Annotated in this window: 14 protein-coding genes and 1 other RNA gene; all 15 read left to right on the top strand. The window is 46.3% G+C overall.

Annotated elements, in window-relative coordinates:
* Window positions 1-4 precede the first annotated feature (4 nt).
* The 15 genes from rsmI to ftsZ all read left to right on the top strand — a co-directional run bounded on the left by rsmI (window position 5) and on the right by ftsZ (window position 17230).
* Window positions 5-868, top strand: coding sequence for a 16S rRNA (cytidine(1402)-2'-O)-methyltransferase (gene rsmI, locus M9196_RS01475; RefSeq protein WP_250615757.1), 864 nt, complete (start codon window positions 5-7; stop codon window positions 866-868).
* Window positions 869-898: 30 nt separating this feature from the next.
* Window positions 899-1305, top strand: an RNA gene (gene rnpB, locus M9196_RS01470) — RNase P RNA component class A.
* Between the two features lie 152 nt (window positions 1306-1457).
* On the top strand, window positions 1458-2408 hold the full coding sequence (rsmH, locus tag M9196_RS01465) for a 16S rRNA (cytosine(1402)-N(4))-methyltransferase RsmH (RefSeq protein ID WP_250615756.1): 951 nt from the start codon (window positions 1458-1460) through the stop codon (window positions 2406-2408).
* 11 nt (window positions 2409-2419) lie between these two features.
* A complete protein-coding gene (gene ftsL, locus M9196_RS01460; RefSeq protein WP_250615755.1) occupies window positions 2420-2740 on the top strand; it encodes a cell division protein FtsL in 321 nt (106 codons plus the stop codon).
* Window positions 2737-4467 (top strand): penicillin-binding transpeptidase domain-containing protein, encoded by a 1731-nt coding sequence (locus M9196_RS01455; protein WP_250615754.1) that lies wholly within the window; start codon window positions 2737-2739, stop codon window positions 4465-4467. Before ftsL ends, M9196_RS01455 begins: the two co-directional genes overlap by 4 nt.
* A gap of 15 nt (window positions 4468-4482) precedes the next feature.
* The gene (gene murE, locus M9196_RS01450) at window positions 4483-5967 is read left to right on the top strand and encodes a UDP-N-acetylmuramoyl-L-alanyl-D-glutamate--2,6-diaminopimelate ligase (RefSeq protein WP_250615753.1); all 1485 of its coding nucleotides are present in this window, start codon (window positions 4483-4485) and stop codon (window positions 5965-5967) included.
* Window positions 5964-7322, top strand: coding sequence for a UDP-N-acetylmuramoyl-tripeptide--D-alanyl-D-alanine ligase (locus M9196_RS01445; RefSeq protein ID WP_250615752.1), 1359 nt, complete (start codon window positions 5964-5966; stop codon window positions 7320-7322). The genes murE and M9196_RS01445 overlap by 4 nt, the downstream gene beginning before the upstream one ends.
* Entirely contained in the window at window positions 7319-8401 is a 1083-nt protein-coding gene (mraY, locus tag M9196_RS01440; protein ID WP_250615751.1) for a phospho-N-acetylmuramoyl-pentapeptide-transferase, read from the top strand. Before M9196_RS01445 ends, mraY begins: the two co-directional genes overlap by 4 nt.
* A 21-nt stretch (window positions 8402-8422) precedes the next feature.
* Entirely contained in the window at window positions 8423-9757 is a 1335-nt protein-coding gene (gene murD / locus M9196_RS01435) for a UDP-N-acetylmuramoyl-L-alanine--D-glutamate ligase (protein ID WP_250615750.1), read from the top strand.
* Between the two features lie 16 nt (window positions 9758-9773).
* A complete protein-coding gene (gene ftsW, locus M9196_RS01430; RefSeq protein ID WP_250615749.1) occupies window positions 9774-10994 on the top strand; it encodes a cell division protein FtsW in 1221 nt (406 codons plus the stop codon).
* Window positions 10981-12042, top strand: a complete 1062-nt coding sequence (gene murG / locus M9196_RS01425; RefSeq protein ID WP_250615748.1) for an undecaprenyldiphospho-muramoylpentapeptide beta-N-acetylglucosaminyltransferase — start codon at window positions 10981-10983, stop codon at window positions 12040-12042. The genes ftsW and murG overlap by 14 nt, the downstream gene beginning before the upstream one ends.
* 18 nt (window positions 12043-12060) lie before the next feature.
* Complete coding sequence (murC, locus tag M9196_RS01420; protein ID WP_250615747.1) at window positions 12061-13527, top strand: UDP-N-acetylmuramate--L-alanine ligase; 1467 nt, start codon at window positions 12061-12063, stop codon at window positions 13525-13527.
* A gap of 274 nt (window positions 13528-13801) precedes the next feature.
* Window positions 13802-14578, top strand: coding sequence for a cell division protein FtsQ/DivIB (locus tag M9196_RS01415; protein WP_250615924.1), 777 nt, complete (start codon window positions 13802-13804; stop codon window positions 14576-14578).
* A gap of 136 nt (window positions 14579-14714) precedes the next feature.
* On the top strand, window positions 14715-15977 hold the full coding sequence (ftsA, locus tag M9196_RS01410) for a cell division protein FtsA (protein WP_250615746.1): 1263 nt from the start codon (window positions 14715-14717) through the stop codon (window positions 15975-15977).
* A gap of 29 nt (window positions 15978-16006) precedes the next feature.
* A complete protein-coding gene (gene ftsZ / locus M9196_RS01405) occupies window positions 16007-17230 on the top strand; it encodes a cell division protein FtsZ (protein WP_250615745.1) in 1224 nt (407 codons plus the stop codon).
* The last annotated feature ends 94 nt before the right edge of the window (window positions 17231-17324 follow it).

Below are 17324 nucleotides of genomic sequence, written 5' to 3'. Positions count from 1 at the left end.
ACAAATGACAAGCAACAAAACCATTCATATTGAGCAACCAACGCTCTTTATTGTGCCAACTCCCATTGGGAACCTTGGTGATATTACACATAGGGCACTAGAGGTGTTGCATAGTGTGGATATTATTGCCGCTGAAGACACCAGGCATACTGGTAAACTTCTTTCTCACTTCAATATACAAACTAGAACATTTGCGCTCCATGATCACAACGAGCAACAAAAAGCACAAGTTTTAGTTGAAAAATTGTTAGCTGGCGAGTCTATCGCATTGGTCTCCGATGCGGGGACGCCATTAATCAGCGATCCAGGATACCATCTTGTTTCTCAATGTCGTCAAGCTGGCGTTAAGGTTGTGCCATTACCGGGTGCGTGTGCGGTTATCACTGCGCTGAGCGCATCAGGTTTGCCTTCTGACCGCTTTAGTTTTGAAGGCTTTTTGCCAGCCAAAAGTAAAGGACGTAAGGATAAGTTTTTAGAAATTGCGAAAGCTGAGCGTACCTGTATTTTCTATGAATCACCACACCGTATTACGGAATCTTTGGCAAATATGCTAGAAGTGTTGGGGCCCGATCGTGAAGTTGTCTTAGCTCGAGAACTCACCAAAACCTTTGAAACTATTCAAGGTTTGCCGTTGGGAGAGTTGATTGAGTGGATTGCTGAAGACGATAACCGTAAGCGCGGCGAGATGGTTCTTCTGATTCACGGTCACCGTGAAGCGGCCGTGGAAGGGTTACCTGATGAAGCACTACGAGCGCTAAGCATTTTGGTGAAAGAGCTGCCATTAAAGAAAGCTGCGGCGATGACGGCTGAGATTTATAACCTGAAAAAGAACGCACTTTACAAATGGGGACTAGAAAACCTTGAGTAATTGCTCGTGCTCCTATACAATCCGCGGCCTGAAGTTGACCAGATAGTCGCTGCTTCGTTGACGTCCCCTTGAGCTTGTCTTGGGGGAGACTGACGGAGGGGAGGAAAGTCCGGGCTCCACAGAGCAGGGTGCCAGGTAACGCCTGGGGGGCGCAAGCCCACGACAAGTGCAGCAGAGAGAAGACCGCCGATGGCTCTATTTCTTCGGAAAGAGCACAGGTAAGGCTGAAAGGGTGCGGTAAGAGCGCACCGGACGACTGGTAACAGTTCGTTGCAGGGTAAACTCCACCCGGAGCAAGACCAAATAGGCTTTCACATTGCGCGGCTCGCGTAAGGAAGCGGGTAGGTTGCTTGAGCCAGTGAGCGATTGCTGGCCTAGACGAATGGCTATCACCGCTTAGGCGGATACAGAACCCGGCTTATAGGTCAACTTCACCTTTTAAGAAAAACCCATTACAAATTGATTTTGTGATGGGTTTTTTGCTTTTTTATCACCTATCTTTACGTTAGGCTGAACTTAACCAGATGACGTTACTTCGTGAAATCAGTACACTGGTCATCTTTGCCCTAAGCAACTCTTGAGATCACCCATGAGCGAATCCTTTCAACACGTTTCAGTTTTACTGCATGAATCCATCGACGGCCTAGCCATTAAGCCTGACGGTATCTATATAGATGGCACGTTTGGTCGTGGTGGTCACAGTCGTCAAATTCTTTCACAATTAGGTGAAAGTGGTCGCCTTTATAGTATTGACCGCGATCCACAAGCGATTGAAGAGGCGGGTAAAATTAACGATCCTCGCTTTACTATCATCCATGGTCCATTTTCTGGCATGGCGGAATACGCAGAGCGTTATGATCTCGTCGGTAAAGTCGATGGTGTGTTGCTCGATCTCGGGGTGTCTTCACCGCAGCTTGATGATGCGGAACGTGGATTTAGCTTTATGAAAGATGGTCCGCTTGATATGCGTATGGACCCAACGTCGGGTATGCCTGTATCGCAATGGTTAGCAGAAGCGGACTTAGATGACATTACTTGGGTTATTCGCGAGTTTGGTGAAGACAAACACGCTCGCCGCATCGCGAAAGCGATTGTGGCTCATCGTGCAGATGAAGACAAAGAGCCGCTCACGCGTACTAGCCAGCTTGCTAAGTTAATTTCTGAGGCGGCACCAAAGAGTTTTAAAGAGAAAAAACACCCTGCGACACGCAGCTTTCAAGCGTTTCGTATTTACATCAACAGCGAGCTTGATGAAATAGACACAGCATTGAAAGGCGCGGCCAGTATTTTAGCGCCAGAAGGGCGTCTATCAGTGATCAGTTTTCACTCGTTAGAAGATCGCATGGTGAAGCACTTTATTCGTAAAGAGAGTCGAGGCCCACAAGTACCTCATGGTATTCCGATGACAGAAGCTCAAATTCGTGCCTTAGGTAGCGCTAATCTTAAAGCGGTGGGTAAAGCGTTAAAACCGACCGATCAAGAAGTGGAAGTCAATACACGCTCAAGAAGCTCTGTGCTTCGTGTGGCCGAAAAACTGTAACGGACAAGTGGATGTCTAACGAGCCTAAGCATAATCTTGCGAAAGTTATCTTTTTCGATCTTATCACGGTAGGTCGATTACCTCTTATTGCGCTTATGCTTATTTTTGCGACGGCGATGGGAGTGGTGTTTGCCACTCACCATACCCGACAAGCTGTGAACGAAAAAGACATGGCGTTGCAAGAACGTGAAAGATTGGATAATGAGTGGCGAAACTTGCTGTTAGAAGAAAACGCCCTCTCTGAACATAGCCGTGTTCAAGCTATGGCGAAGCAAGAGCTTGATATGAAGCGTCCAGATGCAAGCAAGGAAGTAGTGGTTTCTCTCAAATGAAAGGCAAAAAAGCTAGCAACCCCACCAAGAAAAAGCCCACCCCTCAACCTCCATCACCAACCATGATACCGTGGCGCTTTCGTACGGTGTTAGGGGCGGTCATTGTTATCTTTATCGCTCTGTTGGCGAGAATTGGTTATATCCAGGTGATTGAACCCGATAACTTGATTAAGCAAGGGGATCTTCGTTCTGTCCGAGTCAAAGCCTTACCGTCAGCGCGTGGTATTATTTCTGATCGTAATGGTGAGCCACTTGCGGTGAGCGTACCTGTTCAAGCGGTTTGGGCCGACCCTGCGACTATTTTTAAAGATGGTGGTTTTCGAGAAATTGACCGCTGGCATGCTCTTGCTGATGTCTTAGGTTTAGACCGCCAAGGTTTAATCGCAAAAATTAACAAGAATAAATCACGTCGTTTTATCTATCTTCAACGCCAAGTCAGTCCTGCGATGGCGAAGTATATTAAAGAACTCAAGCTATCTGGGATTGGACTTAAAGCAGAATCTCGCCGTTATTATCCCGCGGGGGAAGTGAGTTCGCACTTAGTGGGTGTGACGGGCATCGATGGTCATGGACTTGAAGGCGTCGAGCGCAGTTATGATAAATGGTTAACGGGTGAAGCCGGTAAGCGAATTATTCGTAAAGACCGCTATGGACGAGTGGTTGAAAATATCTCTCTCGAGGAGCGAGAAGAAGGCAAACCATTAGAGTTAACGATTGACCAACGCCTGCAGGCGATAGCGTATCGTGCGATTAAGCAAGCGGTCGCCGACTATCGTGCCACATCGGGCAGCGCGGTAATGATAGATGTTGAAACGGGTGCGGTACTCGCCATGGTGAATGCCCCCTCTTATAACCCTAATAACCGAACGTCGCGCCAGTCGTTCACTATGCGAAATCGCGTGATTACCGATTCAATGGAGCCCGGCTCTACGGTGAAACCGTTTGTTGTGCTTGCCGCATTAGAAGCGGGCATCGCTGACGATAAAACAGTGATTGATACCGGCAATGGTATTATGCAGATTGGCGGCAGCCGAGTACGAGATACGTCTAAGGTAGGGAAAGCCGATCTCGCCAAAATATTGCAAAAGTCGAGTAACATTGGCGTGGCGAAATTGGCGTTAGATATGCCTTTGGAAGCGTTATTGGGCATGTACAGCTCGATTGGTTTTGGGCAAGTGTCGGGACTTAATCTTATCGGTGAAGCATCGGGGATTTTTCCAAATCGCCGCCGTTGGTCTAAATTTGAAATTGCGACACTGGCATTCGGTTACGGTATCTCAATTACACCATTACAACTCGCACATGCGTACGCGACGTTAGGTAATGCCGGCCTGTACCAGCCAGTGCATATCATTGAAAATAATCAACAAGATCTCTCTAAGCAGGTAATGGAGCACGATAATGCGCTGCAAGTTCTGCACTACCTTGAAGGGGTTACTCAGCCTGGCGGAACCGCTACTCGAGCGGCAGTGCCGGGATATCGTGTTGCGGCGAAAACCGGAACATCACGTAAAGCGAGTGCCGGTGGATACAGCGATGAATATGTCGCGTTAACTGCCGGAGTTGCGCCGGTCAGTCGGCCTCGGGTGTCGTTGGTGGTTGTGATTAATGAGCCGCAGGGTGATCAATACTACGGTGGCTCGGTTGCCGGACCCGTATTCTCAGAAATTATGAAAGGGGCGTTGCAGATTTTGAATGTTGCGCCTGATGAAAATCAGTTTCAATAAAAGTGAGCTATTTCTATGTTGACGTCTTTGACATTGACAGCGTTGCTTGAGCCTTGGCTTAAGATCGACAATAAAACCCTTGATGCTATTGACGTAGCTAACCTTGAGTTGGATAGCCGTGCTATTACCCAAGGAGATACCTTCGTTGCCATTATTGGCCATGAAATGGATGGTCGTCGCTTCATCGAAAAGGCCATTGCGGCTGGCGCCAGTAGCGTGATTGCTCAAGCCGATGAAGAAAGTCAACATGGGCAAGTATCCTTAACGGGTTCAGTGCCGATTGTTTATCTTTATGGCTTAGACGGTTTTCTATCAGTACTCGCATCACGTCTCTACCGTTATCAGCAAGATGTGATTGGGATTACCGGGACGAACGGCAAGACCACCATCACTCAACTCATCGCCCAGTGGATCGAATTACTTGGTCTACGTGCGGCAGTGATGGGAACAACGGGTAACGGATTTTTGCAGACGCTTGAAGTGGCAAAGAACACCACGGGTAATGCCATTGAAGTGCAAAAAACACTCGCCTCTTTAGATGCGCAGGGTGCATTGTATACCGCAATGGAAGTCTCTTCTCACGGTTTGATCCAAGGCCGTGTCGCCGCAGTGCCTTTTAAGTTGGGCATTTTTACCAATCTTAGCCGAGATCACTTGGACTACCATGGCACAATGGCTGATTATGAAGCGGCGAAACAACAGCTGTTTACACAACATCACTGTGAGCACGCGGTTATTAATGTCGATGATGAAGTGGGATTGCGTTGGCTTGAAGCTCGCCCTGATGCGATAGCGGTTTCCGTTAATGGTCACCCAATAGGGCAACATGCGTTGTGGGCAAGTCAGGTCAAATACAGTGAAAGTGGTATTGAAATCGACTTTGATGGTTGCTTTGGCCAAGGTCACCTAAAGGCGCCGCTTATTGGTGAATTTAACGCGTGTAACGTCATGCTGGCATTTGCCGCTTTGCTTCGTTTAGGTTTTGATAAACAACAATTAATTGAGTGTGCTCAACACTTACAGCCGGTCTTAGGGCGAATGGAATTATTTCACGCCGTATCGAAGCCGAAAATTGTGGTGGATTATGCGCACACGCCAGATGCACTAGAAAAAGCGCTTCAAGCACTGCGTGTACACTGTGAGGGTAAGCTTTGGGTGATTGTCGGATGTGGTGGTGATCGTGATAAAGGTAAACGACCGCTTATGGCCAGTATTGCCGAACAGTTAGCCGATCATGTCATTCTTAGTGATGATAACCCTCGTAGTGAAGATCCTGCCGCCATCGTGGCTGATATGCTAGCCGGTGTGCAAAGTCCTGACTCCATTTTGGTGCAACATAGCCGGTTTGAAGCGGCTAAGCTTGCCGTATCTAATGCTGGGATTGCCGATATTATTTTACTAGCCGGTAAAGGGCATGAGGATTATCAGGTGATTGGTCAAGAGTCTCGGCATTACTCTGATCGTGAATCAGCCGCGACTTTGTTAGGGATAGACTTATGATTACTCTTGCTTTATCTAAGCTGGCGCAAGTTGTCGATGGACGATTGGTTGGTGAAGATGCACAGGTTGATAACGTCACAACCGACACTCGAGCGATCGAAGCGGGTGCGCTGTTTATTGCCTTAGTTGGTGAGCGCTTTGATGCGCATGACTTTGTTGGTCAGGCCAAAGACAATGGAGCCACCGCCGTTATTGTCGAGCGAGTGCTCGACATCGATATTGCGCAAATTATCGTTGACGATTCTTTGAAGGCTCTGGGTCAGCTCGGTGAATACGTGCATCAATGCTGCCACGCTAAAACGATCGCGATTACTGGCAGTTGTGGAAAAACGACCGTTAAAGAGATGGTGGCGAGCATTTTAAACCAGCAGGGGCAGGTGCTATATACCGCTGGCAACTTCAACAATGATATCGGTGTGCCTTTGACGCTATTAAGAAGCACCAAAGATGATGATTTCGCTGTGATTGAAATGGGTGCTAATCATATTGGTGAAATTGCTTACACCACGCAACTTACCCACCCTGATATCGCGATAGTGAATAATGTCGCAGAAGCTCACCTTGAAGGGTTTGGTTCTCTTGATGGTGTAAAACAAGCCAAAGGTGAAATTTACCAAGGCTTGCAAGCGGGAGGAGTGGCTTTGGTTAATCTTGATAGCCAAGGTGGAGCAATGTGGCAAGACGTACTGCGTGATAAATGCGTGGTCACTTTTGCTCAGCAAAACTCTGACGCAGACTATTTTGCTTCTGACATAGCAATGTCATCAAAGGGTAGCTCCTCATTTACACTGCATACGCCTATCGGACAAGTTGCGATTCAGCTTGGTTTAGTGGGGGCTCACAACGTGAGTAATGCGATTGCGGCCGCGGCACTTGCGGTGCAATGTGGTGGGACATTAGCGCATATTCAACTTGGATTGAAAACGTTAGAGAAAGTGAAAGGCCGTGTTGAGGTAGAAGCACTCACCGACACGATCACCTTGATTGACGATAGCTACAACGCCAGTGTGCCCGCGATGAAAGCCGCGGTAGACCTGCTCTCCCAGTTTGAAGGAGAGCGCTGGTTGATTTTGGGTAACATGGCGGAATTGGGGCATGAAAGCCTTGCACTTCACAAAGAAGTCGGACAACATGCTGCACCTTTCGCTTTCGAGCATGTTTTAACCTATGGTGAAGATGCGAAAGTGATCAGTGACCTTTGCGGTGGTCAGCATTTTAAAAGTCACGACACTATGCTTAATTATATTGAGCAACATCTATTATTAAATCAGACCTCTCACACCTTATTGGTGAAAGGGGCGAACAGTGCCGGTATGTTTAAAGTAGCGACAGCACTGAAGGAGAACTTTACATGATTATTTGGCTTGCAGAGCTGCTTCAGCCATACTTTTCTTTTTTTCGTCTTTTTGAATACCTGTCATTTAGAGCGATTGTCAGTGTATTGACGGCGCTAGGCATATCCTTATGGATGGGACCAAAAATGATCGCTAAATTGCAGATGCTGCAAATCGGTCAAGTGGTTCGTAACGAAGGTCCAGAATCCCACTTTAGCAAACGCGGCACACCGACAATGGGCGGCGTAATGATCTTGTTTGCCATTACCATTACCATTTTGCTTTGGTCTGACTTGAGTAACCCTTATGTATGGGCGGTTCTCTTTGTCCTGCTTGGCTATGGAGCTGTCGGCTTTGTCGATGATTACCGTAAAGTAGTACGTAAAAACACCGATGGTTTGATTGCGCGCTGGAAGTATTTTTGGCAATCCATGATTGCTCTCGTGGTAGCATTTGCCTTGTATGCTCATGGACAGGATACTGCTGCAACCCAACTAGTGGTGCCTTTCTTTAAAGATGTTATGCCACAAATGGGGCTGTTTTACATCGTATTCACTTACTTTGTTATTGTGGGTACCAGCAATGCGGTGAATTTGACCGATGGCTTAGATGGTTTGGCGATTATGCCAACAGTGTTGGTAGCCGCTGGTTTCGCAGTTATTGCATGGGCAACGGGTAACGTGAACTTTGCCAATTATCTGCACATTCCTCATATCCCTTATACGTCTGAGCTGGTGGTTGTTTGTACTGCGATCGTTGGGGCGGGGCTTGGTTTTCTGTGGTTTAACACTTACCCAGCTCAAGTGTTTATGGGCGATGTGGGCTCACTTGCATTGGGTGGCGCGCTTGGTGTCATCGCGGTATTGGTTCGCCAAGAGTTCGTATTAGTGATCATGGGGGGTGTTTTTGTTATGGAAACGCTGTCGGTGATTTTGCAGGTAGGTTCTTACAAGCTACGTGGGCAACGTATTTTCCGTATGGCGCCTATCCATCACCACTATGAACTGAAAGGATGGCCAGAACCTCGCGTTATCGTACGTTTTTGGATTATCTCTATTGTTCTTGTTTTGATTGGTTTAGCCACGCTAAAAGTACGCTAAGTCGCGTTAGGAAAAGTAAGCATGGAACGTTGGCAAAATATTCACAATGTTGTTGTTGTAGGGCTCGGTATTACCGGGCTCTCAGTCGTTAACCACCTAAAGAAACTGCCGCACCCGATTAATATTCGAGTCATGGATTCTCGGTCTCAAGCTCCAGGAGCAGATGCGCTCGCAGACGGAATTGAGCTGCATTGTGGAAGCTTTAACCAGCAATGGTTAAATGAGGCTGATCTTGTGGTTTGTAATCCTGGTATAGCTTTGGCGACGCCTGAAATTGTTGTGGCAAGGCAGCTTGGCGTTCCTGTGGTGGGGGATATTGAGCTGTTTGCCTGGGCAAATACCAAACCGGTCATCGCCATTACCGGCTCTAACGGTAAAAGCACGGTGACCGATCTGACGGGCGCGCTGGCTAAAGCGGCGGGACTGTCGGTTGGTGTTGGCGGCAATATTGGCGTGCCTGCTTTAGATTTGCTTGCTATGGATGCCGATCTCTATGTTTTAGAGTTATCGAGTTTCCAACTGGAAACAACGGAGAGTTTAAAGGTAACGGTCGCAGCATTTTTAAATCTGTCAGAAGACCATATGGACAGATATCAAGGTATGAGCGATTACGCGCAAGCAAAGCGCCGTATTTTCATGAATGCTGAATACGCCCTGGTCAATCGTGCAGAGCCAGAAACATACCCAGACGAGTTAGGTAGCGCTTGCCTGATAGAGACATTTGGTTTTGATAATCAAGCCTTTGGTATGTTAAAGGCACAAGGCTCGACATGGTTAATGGATCATGGTGAGTCGATCATCGATACAGCACGCTTGAGTCTTGTCGGAAAACATAACTGGTCGAATGCGCTTGTGGCTTGTGCGTTACTCAAGCTTGCGGGCATTGATTATCGTCGCGCTATGGACACATTGATGCTCTATGCTGGCTTGAGCCATCGCTGCCAAGTAGTGGTAAAGGATAAAGGCGTAACTTGGGTCAACGACTCCAAAGCGACAAATGTCGCGAGTACCTTAGCCGCGTTATCGGGATTAACATTAGAGGGTAAGCTTTATCTTCTTGTTGGTGGAGATGGTAAAGGTGCGGATTTTAGTGCTTTGGCGAAGCCGTTGTCTCGATTAAATGTCATGCTTTGTTGTTTTGGCCGCGACAAAGCGCGTTTTAGCGAGCTTACTTCGGACGCTCAGCAATTCACTTCGCTTGATGACGCGATTGCTCATATTACGCCTCAGCTTACCGGTGGCGATATGGTGATGCTTTCTCCTGCATGTGCAAGCTTTGATCAGTTTGCCAACTTTATGGCTCGTGGTGATCATTTTTCAGCATTAGCTTTGCACTACGCACCACAAGTTAGTTAATACGGACAGGTCGAGTATGTTTCATCAAGTTAGACAACGCACTTCAGATTGGTTATCACTGCCAGCACCGAAGGCGCTTTATGACCGACAGCTTGTCTGGTTAGCACTTGGTTTAATGTTAATCGGCCTAGTGATGGTGACGTCAGCATCATTTCCCATCAGCTCTCGATTAACCGACCAGCCTTTCCACTTTATGTTCAGGCACGCCATCTTTTTGTGCTTAGCCATCGGTGTGTCCTCGGTGGTGCTACAAATACCGGTCAACAAATGGTTTCAATACAGCTCTTATCTTCTGGCAATTTCTGTTTTTTTGCTCGTAGTGGTATTGGTCGCGGGTAAATCGGTAAATGGTGCTTCTCGTTGGATCCCGTTAGGACTGTTTAACTTACAACCAGCAGAAGTCGCGAAATTGTCGCTATTTATTTTTATGTCTGGTTATTTGGTTCGTAAACAAGATGAAGTCCGGCAGTCATTTTTTGGTGGGTTCATTAAACCTATCTTGGTCTTCATGACATTGGCGGTACTCTTATTGGGGCAACCTGATTTAGGGTCTGTTGTCGTGATGCTAGTGACGTTATTTGGGATGCTGTTTGTTGCCGGAGCAAAACTATCTCACTTTATTGCGCTTCTTGTGGCTGGCGTGACAGCAGTAATAGGTCTTATTTTAGCAGAGCCCTACCGTATACGACGAGTGACATCATTTTTAGATCCATGGGAAGATCCGTTTGGAAGTGGTTACCAGCTGACTCAATCACTGATGGCATTTGGTCGTGGTAATTTGATGGGGCAAGGACTCGGTAATTCTGTTCAAAAACTGGAGTACTTACCAGAAGCTCATACCGATTTCGTCTTTGCCGTGCTGGCTGAAGAGTTGGGCTATATCGGCGTAGTATTAGTCTTGATGTTAGTCTTTAGTTTGGTGATCAAAGCACTATTTATTGGTAAAAGAGCGTTTGAAAAACAAGAACTCTTTGGTGGCTATCTCTCTTTTGCTATTGGCATCTGGTTTGCTTTTCAAACCCTTGTTAATGTGGGCGCTGCGGCAGGTATGGTACCAACCAAAGGCTTAACGTTACCACTGATTAGCTACGGTGGTTCGAGTTTGATTATTATGTCAGTGGCGGTGTCAATTTTACTGAGAATTGACCATGAATGTCGCCTGTTGCCGGATAGTGTTGAGGTTAAGAAACCGCAAAAAGAGCCAGAAGAAAAAGTAGTGAATAATGAAGAAAAATAAACGATTAATGGTGATGGCTGGTGGTACTGGCGGTCATGTTTTCCCTGGCCTCGCTGTTGCAAAAAGGCTTCAGGAGCAAGATTGGGATATTCGCTGGCTTGGCACGGCGGACCGAATGGAAGCCGATTTGGTACCAAAGCATGGTATTGAAATCGATTTTATCAAGGTTAAAGGGTTGCGTGGTCAAGGTATTGCGAAGCTTATCAAGGCCCCATTTCAAATATTTAGTGCGATTCTGCAAGCCAGAGCCCACCTTAAAAATTGGCAACCCGATGCGGTACTCGGTATGGGCGGATACGTTAGTGGTCCGGGGGGCATTGCCGCTTGGAGCTTAGGGGTTCCAGTCGTATTGCATGAACAAAATGGTGTTGCGGGCTTAACGAATAGCTGGCTATCAAAGATTGCCCAAAAAGTATTCCAAGCTTTTCCTGGTGCATTTCCTGATGCAGAAGTGGTAGGCAATCCGGTCAGACAAGATTTATTGAATGTTGAACCACCAGAGACTCGCCTTGCTCAGCGAGAGGGTAATATCCGCATTCTTGTGATGGGTGGTAGCCAAGGCGCTCAGATTCTGAATAAGACCCTTCCTCCTGTATTGCAGGTTTTAGGGGACGGTTACGAGGTCCGTCATCAAGCAGGTAAAGGCAATCAAGAGTCGGTGAGTCGTGAGTACCAACAATGTGGCGTAGCGAATGCTACCGTTAGTGATTTTATTGATGATGTATCCGCTGCGTATCAATGGGCAGATGTAGTCGTATGTCGTTCAGGTGCCCTAACGGTCTCGGAACTGGCCGCGGTTGGCGTTGGTGCTATTTTTGTACCATTTATGCATAAAGACCGACAACAAGCGCTAAATGGTGATCATCTAGTCAATAGTGCTGCTGCGTATATGATTGAGCAACCAGACTTAACGGTGGATGCTCTGGCAGAACAAGTTCGTGTTTTAGATCGAGCGCAGTTAGTGAGTTTGGCGATAAATGCTCGAAAAGCCGCTAAACTTGACGCAGATACACGTGTAGCCAACGAAATTATAGAATTAACAAATTAGATTAATGAGACGTTTTTAATGACACAGCAGCACAAACAAGATTTAGCACAAATTCGTGCTTTGGTACCGGAAATGCGACGAGTGAAAACGATTCACTTTGTTGGTATCGGCGGAGCGGGAATGAGCGGGATTGCCGAGGTATTACTCAATGAGGGGTATCAAATTACCGGCTCCGACCTTGGAAGTAATGCCGTGACCGAACGCTTGTTACAGAAAGGCGCAACCATTTACCTAGGTCACCAAGCGAGCAATATCGACCAAGCGAGTGTTGTTGTTGTGTCAACGGCTATCAATGCTGATAACCCAGAACTGCTGGCGGCTAAAGAGTTACGCATACCCGTGGTACAGCGCGCGGAAATGTTAGCGGAGCTGATGCGATTTCGTCATGGCATTGCTGTGGCAGGGACCCATGGTAAAACGACAACCACGGCCTTAGTGACGCAGATCTATTCTGAAGCAGGCATGGATCCGACGTTTGTGAATGGCGGGTTAGTAAAAAGCGCTGGCACTAATGCTCGCCTTGGTTCAAGCCGTATCTTGATTGCGGAAGCCGACGAGAGTGATGCGTCTTTCCTTCATCTGCAACCAATGGTAAGCATTGTTACTAATATTGAAGCTGACCACATGGATACCTATGGAGGCGATTTCGATACATTGAAACAGACCTTCATCGATTTTTTGCATAATTTGCCATTTTACGGTCAAGCCGTTGTATGTGTCGATGACCCTGTGGTGCGAGAGCTTATTCCTCGTATCAGTCGCCAAGTCATTACCTACGGTTTCTCTGAAGATGCCGACGTTCGTATTGAAAATTACCGTCAGCAAGGGCAGCAAGGCAAGTTTACGGTTGTCAGAAAAGACCGAGATAATTTAGATATTACGCTTAATATTCCTGGTGAGCATAATGCCCTGAACGCGTCTGCGGCGATTGCGGTTGCGACCGAAGATAACATTTCTGATGAAGCGATCGTCAAAGCCATGTTAGGTACCGAAGGTACAGGGCGCCGTTTTGAACACTTAGGGGAGTTTGATACCGGTAATGGTAATGTCATGCTGGTAGATGACTATGGACATCATCCTACAGAGGTTGATGTGACCATTAAGGCGGCACGTAATGGATGGAGTGATAAGCGACTTGTTATGGTGTTTCAGCCTCACCGTTATAGCCGAACTCGTGACTTGTATGAAGACTTTGCCAATGTTTTAGAGCAGGTTGATGTATTAGTCATGTTGGATGTGTATTCTGCAGGAGAAGCTCCGATTGTTGGTGCAGATGGACGAGCCCTGTGTCGGACAATACGTACGAGAGGTAAGTTGGATCCGGTTTTTGTTCCGGAAATTAACAGTTTACCTGCTGTTTTATCTAATCTCTTGCAAGATGGAGACCTAGTGCTGACTCAAGGCGCTGGTGATATAGGTAAAGTTGCTAAACAGTTACAAGCGATGGAGTTAAGCATCAAAACGATGCAGAATAGTGATCGTTAGTTATTGTGTATTCTATTAAATAAAAGTACGCTGTACGGCTTGGGTGTAACTTATTAAAGTTGTCCAGGCCGATTTTTTGCGAATTTCCCGCTCAAATCATCAGATTTGTGTGGTTCAGTGTTTAATAGTTTGATATTCGTTAGTATAATCCTAAGGTTATAGACAATGGGTTAGACGCTTACTCTGCAATCTTGAAGGTGAAGAGACTAATTAGGGACCAATAGGTTTGACAGAAGCTTCTGCGAGCAGTGCAACATACAAAAAAACAGCCACTTTGCTTAAACAACCTGTCACGTTGTTGAAGCAAAATAGTTTAGGTCTGGCATTTTTGTTTATTGTCATTATTGCTATCGGCTCTATGCTCTACGCTACAATAAGTTGGATGTGGGATGATCAACGACTCCCTTTGTCTAAAATTGTGTTACAGGGTGAACTGACGCATGTGTCGGCGAAAGACGTGCAGGATGCATTTGCGCACCTTGACCATATTGGTACATTTATGTCTCAGGACATCAATGTATTACAAGCCAGTGTTGAGAATATTGAGTGGGTCTCTCAAGCTTCCGTTAGAAAGCAATGGCCAGATACTGTTAAAGTATTCTTAACAGAGTATCAAGCGAGTGCTATCTGGAATGGCCTTGAAATGCTTGATGCTTCTGGTGTTATCTTTAATGGCGATGTTTCGCTAATTGAAGAAGAAAAGGTGAAACTTTATGGGCCTGCAGGCACACAACTGAAAGTGTTGAATGCCTATAGAGAAAGTAGCAAAAAACTGTCGCCACTAGGGTTGTCTATCTCATCTTTAGTATTGAACGAACGTCGCGCTTGGCAAGTCATTCTAAATAACGGAATTCGGGTCGAGTTAGGGAAAGATGCGCTGAACGATCGTTTACAGCGATTTATTTTTCTATATCAACGACTCGGTGAGAAAGTTTCTCAAGTGAGCTACATTGATTTGCGCTACGATACAGGTGCAGCTGTCGGTTGGTTTCCTGATTCTAAATTGATGGAAAATAGTAGCGGTAGCACCACGAATAACATAGCAAGTTAGTGACTGACATTATGTATCGATATTTCACGTGTTGATACATAAATTCAGTCTTGCGATTAAGCCTTTTTGTCAGTGTAATTATCAATCTGATGAATGACTTGAATGGTAATTGAAACTTTATAATAAGAGAGTACAGATGACTAAGACCATGGATGACAATCTAATTGTCGGTCTTGATATAGGCACTGCTACCGTGTCGGCCTTGGTAGGAGAGATTCTACCTGATGGCCAGGTGAACATTATTGGTGCAGGTTCCAGTCCATCTAGAGGGATGGACAAAGGTGGTGTGAACGATCTTGAATCTGTCGTCAAGTCGGTGCAGCGTGCTATTGATCAGGCTGAGTTAATGGCCGAATGTAAGATCACTAATGTCTTTATCTCTCTTTCAGGTCGTCACATTGCCAGCCGTATCGAAAAAGGTATGGGAACCATTTCTGAAGAAGAAGTATCACAAGATGATATGGATCGGGCGATTCATACCGCTAAATCCATAAAAATTGGTGATGAACAACGTATTCTGCATGTAATTCCTCAAGAATTTACCATAGACTATCAAGAAGGCATTAAAAACCCTCTTGGCTTGTCTGGTGTTCGTATGGAAGTGAGCGTCCATTTGATTTCTTGCCATAATGATATGGCACGGAATATCATTAAGGCAGTAGAGCGTTGTGACTTAAAAGTCGAGCAGCTTGTTTTTTCTGGTTTGGCATCAAGTAATGCGGTTATTACTGAGGACGAACGCGAGTTGGGCGTATGTGTCGTTGATATTGGCGCGGGTACGATGGATGTATCTATTTGGACCGGTGGTGCTTTAAGACACACAGAAGTCTTTTCATACGCAGGTAATGCGGTCACGAGTGACATTGCGTTTGCATTCGGTACGCCCTTAAGTGATGCAGAAGAGATTAAAGTGAAGTATGGCTGTGCATTAAGCGAGTTGGTGAGCAAAGACGACACGGTTAATGTTCCTAGTGTGGGAGGACGTCCTTCCCGTAGTTTACAGCGTCAAACGCTGGCGGAAGTGATTGAACCGCGCTATACAGAGTTAATGGGGCTGGTAAATCAGACTATTGATAATGTACAGATTAAGTTGAGAGAGAGTGGTGTAAAACACCATCTTGCTGCTGGGGTCGTCTTAACAGGTGGCGCCGCTCAAATTGAAGGGGTTGTTGAATGTGCAGAACGCGTCTTTCGCAACCAAGTTCGTGTAGGTAAGCCTCTTGAGGTTAGTGGCCTCACGGACTATGTTAAAGAGCCGTATCATTCGACGGCTGTAGGATTACTTCATTACGCAAGAGATAGTCAGATTAATGACGACAATGATTATAACGAACCTAAACGTCAATCGGTGTCGACACTATTCGGTAAATTGCGTAATTGGATACAAAAAGAGTTTTAACCTGAGTTGCAGGGAAACGGAGATAACAAATGTTTGAACCGATGATGGAAATGTCTGACGAAGCGGTAATCAAGGTAGTTGGAGTTGGCGGTGGCGGTGGTAACGCTGTTGAGCACATGGTGCGTGAATCAATCGAAGGGGTTGATTTCATCAGTGTAAATACAGACGCACAAGCGCTTCGCAAAACGAGTATTAACCACGTCATTCAAATTGGTGGAGATATCACAAAAGGCTTGGGTGCGGGTGCAAACCCACAAGTTGGACGTGATGCAGCTCTAGAAGATAAAGAAAGAATTAAAGAAAGCATTACTGGCGCCGATATGGTGTTTATCGCAGCAGGTATGGGCGGTGGCACGGGTACTGGTGCTGCACCTGTTATTGCTGAAGTGGCGAAAGAACTGGGCATCTTAACTGTTGCCGTAGTAACCAAACCATTTAGCTTTGAAGGTAAAAAACGTTTGGCTTTTGCTGAGCAAGGAATTGAAGAGCTTTCTAAGCATGTTGATTCTTTGATTACGATCCCGAACGAAAAACTTCTCAAAGTACTGGGTCGCGGTGTCACATTACTTGAAGCGTTTGCAAGTGCAAATGATGTACTTAAAAATGCGGTTCAAGGTATTGCCGAGTTAATTACTCGCCCTGGTATGATTAACGTCGACTTTGCCGATGTTCGTACTGTGATGTCTGAAATGGGGCATGCAATGATGGGAAGTGGTGTCGCTAAAGGTGAAGACCGAGCGGAAGAAGCGGCTGAAATGGCTATTTCTAGCCCACTTCTAGAAGACATCGATCTTGCTGGTGCTCGTGGTGTCCTTGTGAACATTACTGCTGGTCTAGACATGCGCTTAGACGAGTTTGAAACGGTTGGTAACACGGTTAAAGCATTTGCTTCTGACAATGCAACGGTTGTTATTGGTACGTCTCTTGACCCAGACATGAGCGATGAAATTCGAGTAACGGTTGTTGCTACTGGTATTGGCAATGAGCGTAAACCTGATATTACTTTAGTGGCCGGTGGTAAAGCACCCGTTGCAACAGCTCAGCCACAGTCGGCACCACAAGCTCAAGCTGCGAAAGTAGAAGAGAAAGTGGCACCAAATGTGCATGTAAATACTCAGAAGCCAGAGGTTAAACAGCAACCTGCACCATCGGCAAGCGCGCCGGCGAGTTCAGCAAACAACGCTGTACCAAAGCCTGAAAAGGAAAATGGCTACTTAGATATTCCAGCATTTTTGCGTCGTCAAGCGGACTAACAAATCCGCTTGAATTTGACATAGCTCAAAATTCTGGTAGGATTCGCGATTGCTTACATTATCAACAGTGATATGTAACGTAGATTAAGAGGTT

Origin of the sequence: Vibrio methylphosphonaticus (assembly GCF_023634655.1) — a bacterium.
GTDB lineage: Bacteria > Pseudomonadota > Gammaproteobacteria > Enterobacterales > Vibrionaceae > Vibrio > Vibrio methylphosphonaticus.
Note: the sequence above shows the minus strand (reverse complement) of the source record. Positions and strands in the feature narration are given on the sequence as shown.